The organism is Hymenobacter arizonensis (assembly GCF_900115775.1).
Taxonomy (GTDB): Bacteria; Bacteroidota; Bacteroidia; order Cytophagales; family Hymenobacteraceae; genus Hymenobacter; species Hymenobacter arizonensis.
Map to the genome: position 1 here is coordinate 135,435 of NZ_FOXS01000005.1, position 13,899 is coordinate 149,333.

A 13,899-nucleotide genomic window follows, 5' to 3' on the forward strand; every position below is an offset into this window, starting at 1 on the left:
CTAGGCCGTTGAGGGGCGGGGGCAGCTGACTGGGCTAAACGCCTGGCTAGCTGCCCCCGCTTACTTTTGACCATGCATGTACCCATTGGTTTTCGGCAACGGCTGCAAGAGGCCGCATCGCCGCATAGGCGCCTGACACTGCTGGGCTGGACCCTGGCACTGCTGGTAGGGCTGACGGCGGCAGGCGGGAAGCCGCTGCCCAGCCCACCTACCAGGCCCGCCCGCTTGGCACAGGGGCAGGCGGCCTGGCAGTTTTTGCGTGCCGTGCTGCGCGGCGACTATAGCACGGCGTACAGCAGGTTGGCTCCGGAAGTGCGGCGAGCGGTGAGCCTGGAGCGCTTCGAAGAGGCCGCGCAGCCCCTCTGGAAAAGCGGGCAACGGCGGGGCCAGGAAATTGAGCTCTACAAACTAGGCGTGCGGCTGGGAGCGGGCAACTCTTCGCGCATGTTTTATGCCTTCACGTTTGCGGCCGATTCGGGAGTGGTGCCGCCTCCAGCTATTTTAGAAGTGACATTTCGGGATACCGCTACACGGGCTGTGCTGAGCTTTGGACTACGCCCGGGGCCTCGGCCGGTGCCGCAGGCGAAACCCGTGCCTTCCAACCGGGCACGGAAGCGCTAGCTGCATAACCTTCGTCCCAGAAGCGCAGCAAACCAACTGCCAGCCAGAAAATTACTACCACACGAGGCTCCTGCCAGAAGTCTTGGGTGAGGGAATGCATCAGGAAATACAGAAAATATGCAGATAGAGCTACTTGCCCCAATGGGGCTGGCCACCGGAAAGCCCGGCGTAGTACGCGCCACACCACGTAGCCGAGCAGTAGCAACCCCGTAATTAAGCCCAGCGCCCCGGCTTCTACCAGCCAGCTCAGGTAGAGATTGTGGGCATTCATCCGCCGCAGGGTTGTGTAGTAGGATGAGTGATTGGGGGTACTATTAACAAACTCAAGGTACCGGTCGGCAAAGGTGCCCGGGCCTGCACCCAGCACGGGGTATTGCTTGAAAAGCTTAAGGCTGTAAATCCATCGGTTTTTGCGCTCAGCATTTGACTCATTAGCGGGCGAGAAGTCGCTCACGGATTTAAGCTCGGTAATGAGCTGCGGGCTGGCAGGTGCTGTGGTTTGTGGGTGTACTTCCTGCAGCATTTGCCAGCTCGTCAAGATTACCAGCCCGGCTAGTGCCCAGGGCAGAAGCAGCTTACGACCAGTTTTCCATCCCGCGTAAAACAGCAGTAGCATTGCCTGAGCTGCCAGCGAAGCATACGAGGCGCGCGAGTAGGAGAAGGCGACAATGGAGAGCACGCCAATGAGGAGCACCACCGTGAGCACCTGCTTCCAGATGGCTTCGTTGCGGGTGTGGTACAGCAGCACCATGTTTAAGACCAGAATCAACGGCTCGAGCATCACGGTGAGATTGGTGTGACCGTGGAGCAGGAAGGGTTCGGCAATGGTGTACGACAGCTGGTAGGAAATGCCCTGTAGCGCTTGCTGCACCACTACGTAGACTGCCAGCAGAGCCGTGCCCAGTGCCAAAGAGCCCACGGCGGCAAGCCATTCGGAACGTGTCGGTGCGAGTAGGCGGGGCAGGCCGTAGCCAAACGAGACGTAGAGCAGCAGCGTGATAAAGAACTTGGCAGAAATCAGCAGGTCCGTTGAAAACACGGTGGCCAGGAGCAAGGCACCGAAATGCAGGCCCACCAGCTTATCAAGTAGATTAAGACGTGGCACTGCTACCCAGCCAAGCAGGCCGCCCACAGCAGCGGCCGCTACGGTGAGGACCATGAGGGGCTCGGAAAAGAGCATCATGCCCACATTCCAACGTTCGGCAACCCAGTTAATCGATAAAGGCAGGCTAAACAGCGAGCTATAAAATAGCAGCAGTAATAGCGAGCGGTAGCGCGATGAATTCATGAAGAAGAATCTAGTGCAGCCAAAACTACGGCAAAGAAGACCTCGTGCTAGCCGATTTTTTTGCCTGCCATGGCTTGTTGGATGGAGATATTCATTACTCGTTCGGCGTAGGGCCGGGTGAGTTCATCCAGTTCGTCCATTGCCTTCAGGATGGGGTCGCGGTCAGAGCCGGTCAAGGCAGTACGCAAAACCTCAACTTTTGCTGCAGTCGTGCTTACTTCTTCCTCGGTGAGGTGCTGGCGGTTTTTGCGCGTGAAGTTGTCTACTTGGTACAGCAGCTGCTCGGCCGCCGTGCGGGCCTCGATGAGCAATCGAGCGGCCACGTCTTCCTTGGCGTTCACCAGCGAATCCATCAGCATTTGCTCTACTTGTTCGTCGGTCAGGCCGTACTGGGGCTTGATTTCAACTTGTTGCCGGGTGTTCGAGCGCAGCTCAATGGCTTCCACCTGCAGGATGCCGTCGGCGTTGAGCAGGAAGTTCACGTCGACTTTGGGCAAGCCAGCGGGCATGGCCGGAATTCCCTGCAGGGTGAACTCGCCCAGCTTGCGGTTTTGGCTCACAAGGTCGCGCTCGCCCTGGTAAACGGCAATTTTCAGGTTTACCTGCCCGTCGATGCTGGTGGTGTACTGGCGGCCGGCCTTGGTCGGAATCTTCGAGTTGCGCGGAATGATGGGGTCGAGCAGGCCGCCCAGCGTTTCGATTCCCAGCGTGAGCGGGGTCACGTCGAGCAGCAGCACGTCGCGCCGGTTACCAGCGAGGATGTCGGCTTGGATGGCGGCGCCCAGCGCCACCACTTCATCGGGGTTAAGGGAGTTGTTGGCAGGTTGGCCGAAAAACTCCGACACGGCTTCGTACACCAACGGCACGCGGGTGGAACCGCCCACCAGGAGCACGGCGTCGAGTTTGGTGGTCAGCTTGGCATCGGCTACGGCCTGGCGGCAGGCCGTGATGGTGCGCTCGACCAGCGGACGAATGAGGTCATTGAACTGCGCCCGGGTGAGTGTGACGGAAGTGTTCTGCCCAGCTTCGTCGGTGAGCTGGGTGGTGAAGTCGTCGTGCTGGCTGAGGTATTTCTTGGCCATCTCGGCGGCCAGGCGCAGCTGCTGCTGCAGGTGCGGGTTGGAGTGGAAGGAGGCGGGCAGCTGGAAAGTGGTGCTCCAGTGCTCGGCCACGACGCGGTCGAGGTCGTCGCCGCCGAGGTAGGTGTCGCCGTTGGTGCTCAGCACCTCAAAGATGCCCTGCTGGATACGCAGGATGCTGATATCGAAGGTGCCGCCCCCGAGGTCGTACACGGCCACGGTTTTCTCGTCGCTGGGGTCGAGGCCGATGCCGTAGGCCAATGCGGCGGCCGTGGGCTCGTTCACGATGCGCAGCACTTCGAGGCCGGCGAGGCGGCCGGCGTCGCGGGTGGCCTGGCGCTGCGAGTCGTTGAAGTAGGCAGGCACGGTGATGACGGCACGGTTGACAGGCGTTTTGAGGGCGTGTTCGGCCCGGGCCCGCAGTTCCTTGAGGATGTCAGCCGACAACTCGATGGGCGAGAAAAAATGGTCTTCGACCCGAATTTTGACCAGGCCTTCCGAATTGTCGTCGATGACTTTATAGCCGAGCTGGTCGGCGTGGTTGCCGAGGTCGCGGTAGCTTTTGCCCAGCAGGCGCTTTACCGAGTAGATGGTGCGTTGCGGGTCGGTGAGGAGGAATTCGCGGGCTTCGTTGCCTACAACGGGCTCGGCGCCATCGGCCGGGAAATGGACCACGGAGGGCACGATGCTGCCGCGCCCTTGGTCGTTGATGGCCACGGGCTGGCGACTGTCGGGGTGCACGTAAGCGACGAGGCTATTGGTGGTACCGAGGTCGATGCCGACAATGATTTCTTCTTGTTGAAACGTGCCAGTGGCAAGGTTGATAGAGACAGTAGCCATAGATGCACAAAGCCAACAGATTCGCAGGCTGAAAAAGGATAATAGAAAAATACAAAAGCTTCCCTTGGAAAGCCATGCAAAAGTAGCTTACAAACCCTCGCGGCTGGGAAAGGCAAGTAGGGGCAGGAGTAGTACGCAGAAGAAAAATTATAATTGTATAAAATGACAAAATTTTATAATAATAATAATTACGACAGCTAAGTCCAATCGTGAAGTGCCGTCGTAGATAGCTGGCAAAGAAAGATATACAAAGGCTCGACTGTAAGCGCTTTATACAGCCTTTAATACGGCGTGGCAGCGCGGGCTGGCTATTATTTCTTGCTGCTTTTTACCACATTTTTCACTTAACAACCTTTCTATGAAGAACCTGCTTACCCGTCCCCTTTTCCAAATTGCGCTGGTCGCAACTTCGGTTGGGGGAATGCTGGCTTGGACTGGCCAGCACAACAACCTGGAGGCCTCGAGCCACCGCGAAGCCCCCCTTGTCGCCGACGACCCGTTGGTTGACAACACCGATGTGTACGCCTTCCGCAGCCCGGATGCGCCCGCTAACGACGCTAATGCGTCGGTTACCATTATTGCCGACTACATTCCGTTTGAGCTGCCCCAAGGCGGACCAACTTACTACACGTTCGGCGAGAACATCCAGTACGATATCCACGTCAAAAACCAGGCGAACACCCAGGGCGACGACATCACGTACCGGTTTACCTTTAAGCGTTTCAACGAAGACCCTTCGACGTTCTTCCGGGTGCGGCTGGGCAAGGAGAACCTAAAAACCTATTACGCCCTGGACGAAATCCGTAACGGCGTAACCACTCAGCTTTTTGGTTTCGAGCCGGTGCCAGCGCCTAATATTGGACCGCGCTCCATTGAAACCCCTGTAGGTTTGAACCGGTCGGAGGGCTACGAAGCCTACATGCAAAGCCGCGTCCGGCGCACCTCCAGCGGCATTCAGGTGTTTTGTGGGCAGATTGACGACCCGTTCTTCACCGACATCGGAGCCATCTTTGACCTAGGCCACGTTCGGGCTCGCGGTCAGGCGCGTGACGGTTTGGCGCGCTTTAACACGCACACCATTGCCATGAAAGTGCCAGTGCGCTTGCTCACAAAGCCCGGCGTGGGTACCCTGACTCCGGCCACCAACATTCTGGATTCCAATTACATCATCGGTGTGTGGGCCTCAGCCAACCGCCGCTCGATGCGCACCATTGCGCAGAATGGAGCAGAAACTCACCGCGGTGATTTTGTGCAGGTATCGCGCCTGGGCATGCCCCTCACCAACGAGGTAATCAACCCCATTGGCCTGAAGGACGAGTGGAACTCGCGCAGCCCTTACCAGGCTGCCCTGCCTGCCGAAGGTTCGATTCAGTTCCGTCTGAACGAAAACCTAATGAACCCAGAGTTGGGCCTGTACATGGCCGACGACATGCCCAAGAACGGTGCTGCTCCGAAGCCTGCCGGCCAAACGTACTTTGGCGAAGCCATTCCCGGCCTGAGCCCCCTACGCGTCCAGACTCGTTCGCTTGCTGGTCTGTTCCCAGCCGTGCCCAATGGGTTCGACTTCCGTAACGGCGCCAACGGCCTGGCCGTGCTAGCCGGCAACCCCGTGCTGAACGGCACAGCCCTGGCACCCTTTGCCCAAGGCGGTTTTGGCGAGTACCTGCTGCGTCCGGGCAAGCCCCGATCAGTTGACTTGCTGCCCCTATTCCACACGGGTGTGCCCAACCTACCTCCCTACCAGTTGGCTACCGGCAAAGTCGACAACCCGCTGTCCCCCGGCAAACCCTTTATCAACAACTTCCTGCCCACGTTTGGCGACATGCTGCGCCTGAACATGGCCGTACCCCCCACGCCCCGCAATTCGCCCGACTTTAGCTCGGAAGGGCTGCTGGCCGCCGCTGCACTGGGCTTGGCTGACCCGCGCTTTAATGCCAGTAGTGCTGTGCAGTTTATTCCGAACATGGACGGCTTCCCCAACGGTCGCCGCTTGGAAGACGACGTGACCCGCATCGAGCTGCAAGCAGTGGGTGGTATCGTGCTGGCCGCCCTCGGCCTATATTACGACGACTTCGTGTCAGGCACTACCGCAAGCCCGCTCACCCCACAACTGCTGAATGTGTTGAACTTCACCACCAACGTGGAGAAAAACGACAAGGCTTTCAGAACAGCTTTCCCCTACGTGGCTGTGCCGTGGAATGGCTATGAAGGTGGCGACATTGCCCAGAACGACATGGCTGCCATGCAGAACCGGGCCATGCCCGCCATGGGATTGGGCATGCAAACCAAAGTGGCCGTGTTGCAGGGCTACCCCAACCCCTTCGTGGACCGTACTACCCTGTTCTTCGACTTGGCTCGTCCCGCAGACGTGACCATCGTAGTGACCGACGTTAAGACGGGCCGCAAAGTAGCAACCGTAGCGGCAGGCAAGAACTTCAAAGCTGGCGCCAACGAATTGATGTGGCAGCCAAGCGGCGACGTTGCTCCCGGCATCTACAACGTGACGCTGTATAGCGGCAAAACCATCTTGACCTCCACACGAGTAGAGCGTCAATAACACTTTGCCTTTGAAGAGAGCCGCCGGCTGGTCATTTTGCGACTGTTCGGCGGCTCTTTTTATGGGTAGGGGTTAGTATCTAATGTTGGCAGCCGCTTGTTACACAATGGCTGCCTGCGCGGTAAAGCCCCAACGCGAGCTGACAGCGGCGTTTTTTCGTATCTTCCACTTACAGGTCTCATACTCAATTAGCCTAGGGCTTGCTGCTTTGAAAAAATACCTATACCCAAGCTTATTGCTCGTATTTGGCTTGCTGGCGGTGGCCATCTACGTGTTTAAAAAACCGGCACCCCGCATGCCCGGCCTGAAGGAACGCCACAGCGACCTTTCGGTTGGCAAGGAGTGGCTGAATACCAAGGCCGCCATTCAGGACCTGCTGGCCAGGCTGCGGACCGACCCCAACGACCAGAAAAGCCGCCTGCTGCTGGCCCAGGCCTACATGCAGGAAGCCCGCGTGACCGGCGACCATCCGTATTACGACGGCGCCGCTATGCAGCTGGTGGAAGAAGTGCTGAAAGCTGAGCCCGAAAACTTCGAAGCCCTGTGCTGCAAGGCCTCGCTCAGCCTCACCCAGCACCACTTTGCCCAAGGCCTTGGTTTGGCCCAAAAAGCCCAGAAGCTGAACCCCAGGAGCGGTTTTGTGTACGGCCTGCTGACCGATGCCAACGTGGAGATGGGCCACTACGACGAGGCCATTAGGATGGCCGACAAGATGAACCAAGTGCGCCCTGACCTGGCCGCTTACGCTCGCGTGAGCTACCTGCGCGAGATTCACGGCGACGTGCCCGGGGCCATCGAAGCCATGGACTACGCCGTGAAAGCGGGCGTTATTGGCTTGGAGCAAACCGAGTGGACACGCGTGGCGCTGGGCCACCTATACGAAGTGAGCGGCGACACCGCCCGCGCCCGCAACAATTTTCTGATGGCAATAGCCGCCCGCCCCGGCTACGCCTACGCGCTGGCCGGCCTGGGCCGCATGGCCGCTGCCAAAAAGGATTATGCCACTGCCATTAAAAACTACCAGCAGGCCCGCGCCATGGTGCAGGACTACGCCTTCACCGACGAGCTAACGGACCTGTACCGCCTCAACGGCCAGCCCGTCGAGGCCGAAAAAATGGCCCGGGAGTCCATTGCCATGCTGGCCGGTGCCGCCAAGGAAGCCGACGAGAACGAGCAAATGGGCCACTACGCCGACCGGGAACTGGCCTACGCTTACCTTAAAACCAACGAACTGGACAAGGCCCTGGAGCACGCCAAGATTGAGTACGAGCGCCGCCCCGACAACATCGACGTGAACGAAACCATGGCTTGGGTGCTCTACAAGCGCGGCGACTACGCTGGCGCGCACAAGTACATGCAGGTGGCCCGCCGCACCGGCTCTAAAAACCCCGTGCTGCTGTGCCGGGCCGGCCTTATCATGACCAAAGTGGGAAAAGACGCAGAAGGTCAACGACTAATTGAAAACTCGCTAAAAACCGCGCCCTACCTCAACCCAGAGGTGGAAGCCGAAGGCAAAGCACTGCTGGCTTCCCGCTGATGAGTACGACTTTTGGCCGAGCAGCCTGTGGTAAGAAAGCTTGGCCCCGCGGCTTGGCCGTGGTGGCGGTGCTGTTCGTGTTGGCGCAGCCGGCCGCGGCCCACGTGCTCAACACCGACCTGAGCAAGCTCTCGCGCACCGAGATTTTCTGGACTTACCTGCAGCTGGGCTTCACCCACATTATTCCGCTCGGGCTCGACCACATTCTTTTCATTCTGAGCCTCTACATTCTGGAGCCGCGCCTGAAGCCAGTGCTGCTGCAGGCCACGGCCTTCACGGTGGCGCACTCCATCACGCTGGGGCTCGCTATGTATGGGCTGATTCAGCCGCCCTCGGAGGTCATTGAGCCCATCATTGCGCTGTCCATTCTGTTTGTGGCCATCGAAAACCTGATTACCAACCGGCTCAACCCGTGGCGAGTGGCTATTGTGTTCGGGTTTGGGTTGGTGCACGGCATGGGTTTCGCCAGCGCGCTCACCGGTCTGGGCTTGCCGGAGAAGGACTACTTCGGCTCGCTTATCTCCTTCAATGTGGGAGTGGAGCTGGGGCAAGTGGCCGTGATATTGCTGGCCTGGGCGCTGGTGGGGCGCTGGGCATCGCACAAAACCTGGTACAAGCAGCGCGTGGTGGTACCGGTGTCCGTTGTTATTGGCCTGATAGCGGCCTATTGGACCGTAGAGCGCGTGTTTTTTTCTTGACTGCTGCGCTGGGTAAGCTGTTAAAAGCAGGCCCATTGCCGGCGAGCAATCGGTGTTTTTGACTTGAAATAAGGCCTGCGTGAAGGCGCGCTGTAAGCTTGATTTAAATTATTCAATTTCTGGTTTTTAAGGCCGTAATCCGGGCATCCAAAAAGCCTGGAGCGCCGTAGATATTGCCAGGCATCTATAACGCATCTTTCGTGGCTTCTCGCTCGTACCTCACGCTGCTGCTGCTGCTCAACTACCTGCTGGTGGTTGGAGCTGGCCTCGTGGAGCGCCCGGCCCGGGTGATTGACCGGCCCTTTGCCTACGAGCACAGCCACGATTGCCAGCTGCAAAACACCCTGCGCATAGGCTGCTTCGACGATTGCAACGGCGTGCAGTACGTGGTGAAGAAAAACGGCGAGCCCCTGCCGCTGCAGGTCTTGCTTTCTACCCTCAAAGGCCTCGATACGCACTGCCTGCCGCAGTTGCCCTTGGCGTTTGTGGTGCAGGCTTGGCAGCGTTCCGAGGCTCAACTGGCGGCCCGCGAAGCCGCCGTGCCCACTGGCTACCGGGGCCAGATTGAGTTGCCACCCTGTCGGGGATAAGTTGAGCGCCGGCCTTGCGGGGCCCCGGGCTGCGGACGCTTGCGTTCGACCCGCTTCATCTTATCTAACCCATACTGCCCTTGGCCTGCTGCGCCGTGGAGCCAGCTGCCGGGCACTTTCCCCGACGTTATGAATTTCCGGACCCTACCTTTTTCACCCGCAGCGGGCGCTGTGGGCGTTGCTTCCCGTGTGCAGCTGCCAATGGCAGCCCGCAGCGCCATTTTTCACCCCGAGCTGAGCAAGGACAACTACCTGCCGCGCCCGTCCACTGGCGCAGCGCAGGACCGGCAGCGAACCGGACCTTCTCAGCACCGAGCACAGCACCGGGCCCAATGCCGCGCCATGTGCATGAGCAAAGCCAATTTCTAACTGCGCGTCAGTTGCTTGGCCGCTGCCTTTATGTAGTAGGGGCAGCGGCCAAGCTTCAGCCGGCTTTGTTCGGCGCGTATTCTCTCATCTGCTGGTCGTGCCGATAAGCAACCACTCTCTTTGCATCTTCTTAATGAAACAATTTCTTACGCTCATGCCGGCCTGGCGGGTGTTGCCGTTGGTCCTCCTTTTACTCTTCATTTGTTGGTCTCACCCCGCTGCTCGGGCGCAGGGAGTGGGCACTTTGCGCGGCGCCGTGGCCGATTCGCTGTCGGGCCAGCCCATGGTGGGCGTGAGCGTGGGGCTAGAAGGCCAGGCGGGCGGCACGGCCACCGATGCGCTGGGGCGTTTCCGGCTCGATGCAGCGCCGGGCACCTACACGCTGCGCGTGGGAGGGCTGGGCTACCGTGGCCGCGGGCAGGCCGTAACAGTGGCCACGGGCGAAACCAACGCGGTAAACATCGCCCTGGCGCCCACCGTGCTCAGCTTGGCCGAAGTGACGGTGAGCCAGCCGCGCGACCCTAACCAAAGCCTGGCCGCCATCAATCAAATCGACAAAGTGCTGCGGCCCGTGAACTCAGCCCAGGACCTGCTGCGGCTGGTGCCGGGCCTGTTCATTGCCCAGCACGCGGGCGGCGGCAAGGCCGAGCAGATTTTCCTACGCGGCTTTGATGTGGACCACGGCACCGACTTCGCCGTGAGTGTCGACGGCCTGCCCGTGAACATGGTGAGCCACGCCCACGGGCAGGGCTACGCCGATTTTCACTTCGTGATACCCGAAACCGTGGAGCAACTGAAGGTATACAAAGGGCCCTATACCGCACGGTTTGGTGATTTTGCCACGGCCGGCGCAGGCGAGTTCAGCACAAAAACCCGGCTCGATGCCAGCCAGGTGAAGCTCGAAGTGGGCCGCTTCGATACGCGCCGGGCCCTGGTGATGCTGGATTTGCTGGGCAACAACAACCGCCACCTATTCTCCAAAAAGCCGGAAAGCGCCTACATCGCCGCCGAGTACAACTTCACCAACGCCTACTTCGACCAGCCGCAGGATTTCCGGCGCTTCAACGGCCTGGCCAAGTACACCGGGCAGCTCTCCGACCGCACTTCGCTCACCCTGCTGGGCTCGCACTTTACTTCGAGCTGGGACGCCAGCGGTCAGATACCCGAAAGCGCCGTGCGCGACGGCGTTATTTCCCGCTTCGGCAGCATCGACCCCACCGAGGGCGGCAACACCGACCGTACCAACGCCTCGGTAGTGCTTACCACGGGCCTGCCCGGCGATGCCATTATTCGGCAGCAGCTGTACTACTCCAACTACAACTTTAACCTGTTTTCCAACTTCACTTTTTTCCTGGAAAACCAAGAAGACGGCGACGCAATCAACCAGACCGACGCTCGCAACATTTACGGCTACACCGGCACCTACGACCGCGACGACCGCCTCGGGGCCCGCAGCCTGCACACCACTTTTGGCCTGGGCACGCGCATCGACGATGCCGACGTGACCCTGCGCCGGGCCGTGCGCCGCGCCATCACCGACACCATCACAGCGGGCAAGGTCTACGAGCAAAATATCAACGCTTACCTCGACGAAACCCTGACCCTGACCGACCGCCTCACGCTAAATGCCGCCGTGCGCGCCGATTTGTTCGTGTTCGATTTCCGGGGCCTCATCACCAACGACGAAGGCAACCTGGAAACCCTGAACGGCCGCAAAACCCGCGCGCTGGTGTCGCCCAAGTTGAATTTGTATTATCAGCTCACGCCGGCCGTGCAGCTGTTTGCCCGCTCCGGCTTCGGCTTCCACTCCAACGACGCCCGCAGCGTGGTGCGCAGCACCTCCAACGACAACGTGCTGCCCCGCGCCCTGGGCTACGAAGCGGGCAGCACCTTCAAGCCCTTGCCCGGTGTGGTGGTGAACGCCGCCCTCTGGGCCCTGCACTTGCAGGACGAGCTGGTGTACGTAGGCGACGAGGCCATTGTGGAAAGCGCCGGCCGCACCCGCCGCTACGGTGCCGACCTCTCGGTGCGCTACCAACTCACCCGCGCCCTGTTTGCCGATGTGGACCTGAACTACAACCACGGCCGGCTGGTGGGCGTGGCCGAGGGCGAAAACTTCATTCCGCTGGCGCCGCGCTTCACCAGCGTGGGCGGCCTCACGCTCAAAACGCCCCAGGGCTTCGGCGCTAGCCTGCGCTACCGTAACATCGACAGCCGCCCGGCCAACGAGGACAACTCCATTCGCGCCCGTGGCTACTTCCTGCTCGATGGCGTGCTGAGCTACACTCAGCAGCGCTACCAAATCGGAGCCACCGCCGAAAATCTGCTGAACGTGGATTGGAACGAGGCTCAGTTTGCCAATCCCAGCCGCCTGCGCGGCCAAACCACGCCGGTAGAAGAGCAGCTGCATTTCACGCCCGGCACGCCGTTTTTCTTCAAGGTGAATGCTAGTGTGTTCTTTTGATGCCTGCCTGCAACCTCACCCCCTGACCCCCTCTCCCGCGGAGAGGGGGCACCGGTTCTGCGCAAACGTACGCTGGATAAAAAACAAAAAGCCCGCTGTTTAGCGGGCTTTTTTAATGTAAGTAGGTGCATTTCCGGTGCCCCCTCTCCGCGGGAGAGGGGGTCAGGGGGTGAGGTTGCTTAGGGGGTGAGGTTACCGCAGCGCCAGCTTGCGGCTGATTTTAAACTCGGGCACCGACAACTGGTACATGCCTGCGGCCAGAGGCCGCTTCACGCCCAGCCGCACCTCATTAGAGCCGGGGTAGAGGCGCACGGTTTCCTCATGCACTAAGCGGCCGGTGATGTCGTGCAAACGAATGGTGGCGTTCTGCTGCAGGCTTGCCTGCACCACCAGGTCAATACGGTCGGCCGTGGTGGGGTTGGGGTATACGCTCAGCTCATTGCTCAGCGTGGCCTGGGTGGTGGCCAGTACCTGGGCTTCGCGGCGGCCGGTCATGGCGCCGGTCACTACGGCTGGCGGCATGTAGGTGGCTCGGATGAAGCAGCGCTGGGCCGGGTTGGCGGTGGAGGAGTTGTTGGCCCGCAGCGTGTACCAGCCCTCGGTGGGGACGCTGTAGGAACCCGTGAGGTTGCCGGTGCCGGTGAGAGTGCTCACCACGGTGCCGGCGCTGTTCACTACTGAAACGGTGAGGCTGCGGGTAGCATCGGTAGGGGTGAGGACGTAGGAAATGGCTTTGCCCGACGCCACGTAGATGCGGCCGGCCGTGCGCACGGCCGTTGACGCTGCCGGCAGCTGCCCACCCTGGCCGAGCGAGCGGCTGTCTTTGTCACCCAGGTCGTCGGCCAGCTCCCATTCCTGGGTGGTGGTGCGGGCCGCTTTTGAGTAGCCGATGGCGGCGTTGGTGGGCGCCCACACCGAGTAGCCGCGGCGGCCGCCGGCAGCAGTGCCGTTGCAGGGAGGCGTGTTGATGGCCACAGTCTGCGAGCTGCTCACCGTGACGGTGGCGGTGCCGTTGGCGCCAGAGTAGTCCTTAAGCACGGTGCCGGCCGGGAAATCGCAACTCACGGTGCTGTTCTGCCAGGTGCTGAAATTATCGTTGATGCCGATGATGGCCCGGGTGCTGCGCTCAATCACGAGGTGGTCGGCGGCCTGCCAGCGCACCTTGTAGGCGCCCTGCTTGAACTTCAGGTTCTGGTGGCACCAAATCAGGTTTTCTATGTCAGACCGCACGGGCAGGTCCGTGGCGCTTTTGGGGCTGTGCGAGTAGCGCTTGCCGGTGTTGCCGATGTTGAACAAGTCCTCAAAAAACAGCTGCGGCGAGCCATCCACGGCCAGCATGGCGGCGTAGGCCGCCGACAGGCGCGGGTCGAACGGGTCGATGTGGGGCGCCAGCTCCGAGCCGGTGTTCCAGCCAGTGTAGTTGCCGGTGCTGCTAACCTGGGGCCGGAAGGTGTCGTGGTTGTTCACGAAAGGCACGGTGCGGTGCACGTATTTGCCGTCGATGAGCACCACGCGGCGGCCCTGCTGGTAGCCTGGCAGGCTGCCGATGTTGAAGTTGCCGCCGCCGCTCACCATGCCATAAATACCGTCGCGGAGCGAGAAGTCGAAGGTGCCGGCGCGGTTTTGCACGTCGGTGCACCACTGGTCGAGCTGGCTGGCGCCGCCTACCCATTCGCCCACAGCGTACATGGTGGCGCCGCCGTTGGCCCAGCCGGCGTTGCTCTGCAGGTTGTAGAGGAAGTCTTCCATGGCGAAGGCCGGGAAGTGCTTCACGGCATCAACGCGCACGCCATCGAAGCCCATCTGCTTCTTGTACCACACCAGCCAGTTGCGGTTGCCGGTGCGCATGTAGTCGG

10 protein-coding genes are annotated in these 13,899 nt (G+C 60.5%); 7 read left to right on the forward strand and 3 right to left on the reverse strand.

Going from position 1 to position 13,899, the window contains the following annotated elements; all coding sequences use genetic code 11:
* The first annotated feature begins 72 nt into the window (after window positions 1-72).
* Window positions 73-621, forward strand: coding sequence for a hypothetical protein (locus BMZ66_RS17220; protein WP_143080258.1), 549 nt, complete (start codon window positions 73-75; stop codon window positions 619-621).
* Here BMZ66_RS17220 and BMZ66_RS17225 read toward each other — a convergent pair.
* Both BMZ66_RS17225 and hscA read right to left on the reverse strand, forming a co-directional pair.
* Entirely contained in the window at window positions 527-1,909 is a 1,383-nt protein-coding gene (locus BMZ66_RS17225; protein ID WP_092676497.1) for an O-antigen ligase family protein, read from the reverse strand. The two genes, BMZ66_RS17220 and BMZ66_RS17225, sit on opposite strands and share 95 nt — an antisense overlap.
* 47 nt (window positions 1,910-1,956) lie before the next feature.
* Window positions 1,957-3,828, reverse strand: coding sequence for a Fe-S protein assembly chaperone HscA (hscA, locus tag BMZ66_RS17230; protein ID WP_092676500.1), 1,872 nt, complete (start codon window positions 3,826-3,828; stop codon window positions 1,957-1,959).
* A gap of 358 nt (window positions 3,829-4,186) precedes the next feature.
* Here hscA and BMZ66_RS17235 point away from each other — a divergent pair, with 358 nt between their 5' ends.
* The 6 genes from BMZ66_RS17235 (at window position 4,187) to BMZ66_RS17255 (ending at window position 12,043) form a co-directional block, all read left to right on the forward strand.
* Complete coding sequence (locus BMZ66_RS17235; RefSeq protein ID WP_092676503.1) at window positions 4,187-6,385, forward strand: DUF4331 domain-containing protein; 2,199 nt, start codon at window positions 4,187-4,189, stop codon at window positions 6,383-6,385.
* A 208-nt stretch (window positions 6,386-6,593) separates the two neighbouring features.
* A complete protein-coding gene (locus BMZ66_RS17240; protein ID WP_177204778.1) occupies window positions 6,594-7,922 on the forward strand; it encodes a tetratricopeptide repeat protein in 1,329 nt (442 codons plus the stop codon).
* Window positions 7,922-8,620 carry a HupE/UreJ family protein gene (locus BMZ66_RS17245; protein WP_234795138.1) on the forward strand — a complete coding sequence of 233 codons (699 nt, stop codon included), beginning with the start codon at window positions 7,922-7,924 and terminating at the stop codon, window positions 8,618-8,620. Before BMZ66_RS17240 ends, BMZ66_RS17245 begins: the two co-directional genes overlap by 1 nt.
* Window positions 8,621-8,820: 200 nt before the next feature.
* Window positions 8,821-9,210: a hypothetical protein gene (locus tag BMZ66_RS17250; protein WP_092676509.1), complete on the forward strand. Its 390-nt coding sequence runs from the start codon at window positions 8,821-8,823 to the stop codon at window positions 9,208-9,210.
* A 129-nt stretch (window positions 9,211-9,339) separates the two neighbouring features.
* Window positions 9,340-9,579, forward strand: a complete 240-nt coding sequence (locus tag BMZ66_RS25205) for a hypothetical protein (RefSeq protein WP_143080259.1) — start codon at window positions 9,340-9,342, stop codon at window positions 9,577-9,579.
* 133 nt (window positions 9,580-9,712) lie between these two features.
* Window positions 9,713-12,043: a TonB-dependent receptor gene (locus BMZ66_RS17255; RefSeq protein WP_092676512.1), complete on the forward strand. Its 2,331-nt coding sequence runs from the start codon at window positions 9,713-9,715 to the stop codon at window positions 12,041-12,043.
* Window positions 12,044-12,235: 192 nt separating this feature from the next.
* Here BMZ66_RS17255 and BMZ66_RS26555 read toward each other — a convergent pair whose 3' ends face one another.
* Window positions 12,236-13,846 (reverse strand): alpha-amylase domain-containing protein, encoded by a 1,611-nt coding sequence (locus BMZ66_RS26555; protein ID WP_500778587.1) that lies wholly within the window; start codon window positions 13,844-13,846, stop codon window positions 12,236-12,238.
* Between the last annotated feature and the right edge of the window lie 53 nt (window positions 13,847-13,899).